General features: G+C 70.4%; 1 protein-coding gene. It reads right to left on the minus strand.

Annotation, left to right across the window (positions count from 1 at the left end; all coding sequences use genetic code 11):
* Positions 1-50: 50 nt before the first annotated feature.
* Positions 51-992: a 2-hydroxyacid dehydrogenase gene (locus tag ACYSM9_RS21845; protein WP_461859040.1), complete on the minus strand. Its 942-nt coding sequence runs from the start codon at positions 990-992 to the stop codon at positions 51-53.
* Between the last annotated feature and the right edge of the window lie 93 nt (positions 993-1,085).

Consider the following 1,085-nt stretch of genomic DNA (forward strand, 5'->3'; position numbering starts at 1 on the left):
GCTGGAACCGGTCACCAGGGCCACACGGCCCGTCAGGTCAAACAACGAACTCATGCGAACGGCCCCTGCTGTACCAGGTTGGCCGGGGTTTCGCCGGCGGCGAGGGCCTCGAGCTGGCGCTTGAGGAGTTTGAGGATCCGGGGTTCGAACGCGGAGGCGTTGCCGCCCACGTGCGGGGTGATCAGGGCGTTGTCGGTGGACCACAGCGGGTGGCCCTTGGGCAGCGGTTCGGGGTCCACCACGTCCAGGGCGCACTGCAGCCGGCCGGAGACGACTTCGGCGGTGAGGGCGTCGGTGTCGATCACCGGTCCGCGGCCGACGTTGACCACCAGGGCGCCGTCTGGCAGGGCGGCGAGGACCGTGGCGTTGACCAGGTGGTGGGTGTTGTCGTTGAGGGGCAGGACGGAGACCAGGATGTCGTGGTCGCGGGCCAGGGCTTCGAGGTCGGCGGAGGAGTGGACCTGGCCGTGCTCGTCCGTGCGGGCGGTGCTGCCCACCCGGGTCACGGTGACCTCGAACGGTTCCAGCCGGCGGGCCAGTTCCTGCCCGATCCCGCCGATCCCCAGCAGCAGGACGCGCCTGTCGGCCAGGGACTGGCGGCGCTGCGGTGCCCAGTTTTCGGTCTGCTGGTCACGGACGGCCTGGTCGATGCCGCGCAGTTTGGCCAGGATGAGGCCCACGGCCAGCTCCGCGGTGGCGGCAGCGTGAGCGCCCGAGGCGTTGGCCACGGCGGCGCCGGGACCAGCGGCCTCGCGGACGCCGTCGAACCCTGTTGACTGGGTCTGGACGAACTTCAGGTCCGGGACCTTGTCCAGGTTCCCCAGCACCGCCCCGGCATTGAGGTACGGGAGGATGACGCCGTCGATGCTTCCGTGGGCCTCGTCCGGGGCCCCCTGCATGTCCCACACCACGCCGCGGAGCCCGCCGGGAAGCGGTGAGAGGTCGGCCAGGAGCTGGGGTTCGGGGAAACTGACGGTTTGTACTAACTGCATCGGTAGTGGCCTAACGGTTGGTGATGGGGGCTGGCTGGGGGTGGGAAGGGGGTTTAGTCTTCGGCGCGGCGGTCGAAGGTCAGGCCGCCGGGG

It is taken from the genome of Arthrobacter sp. C152 (assembly GCF_054890965.1).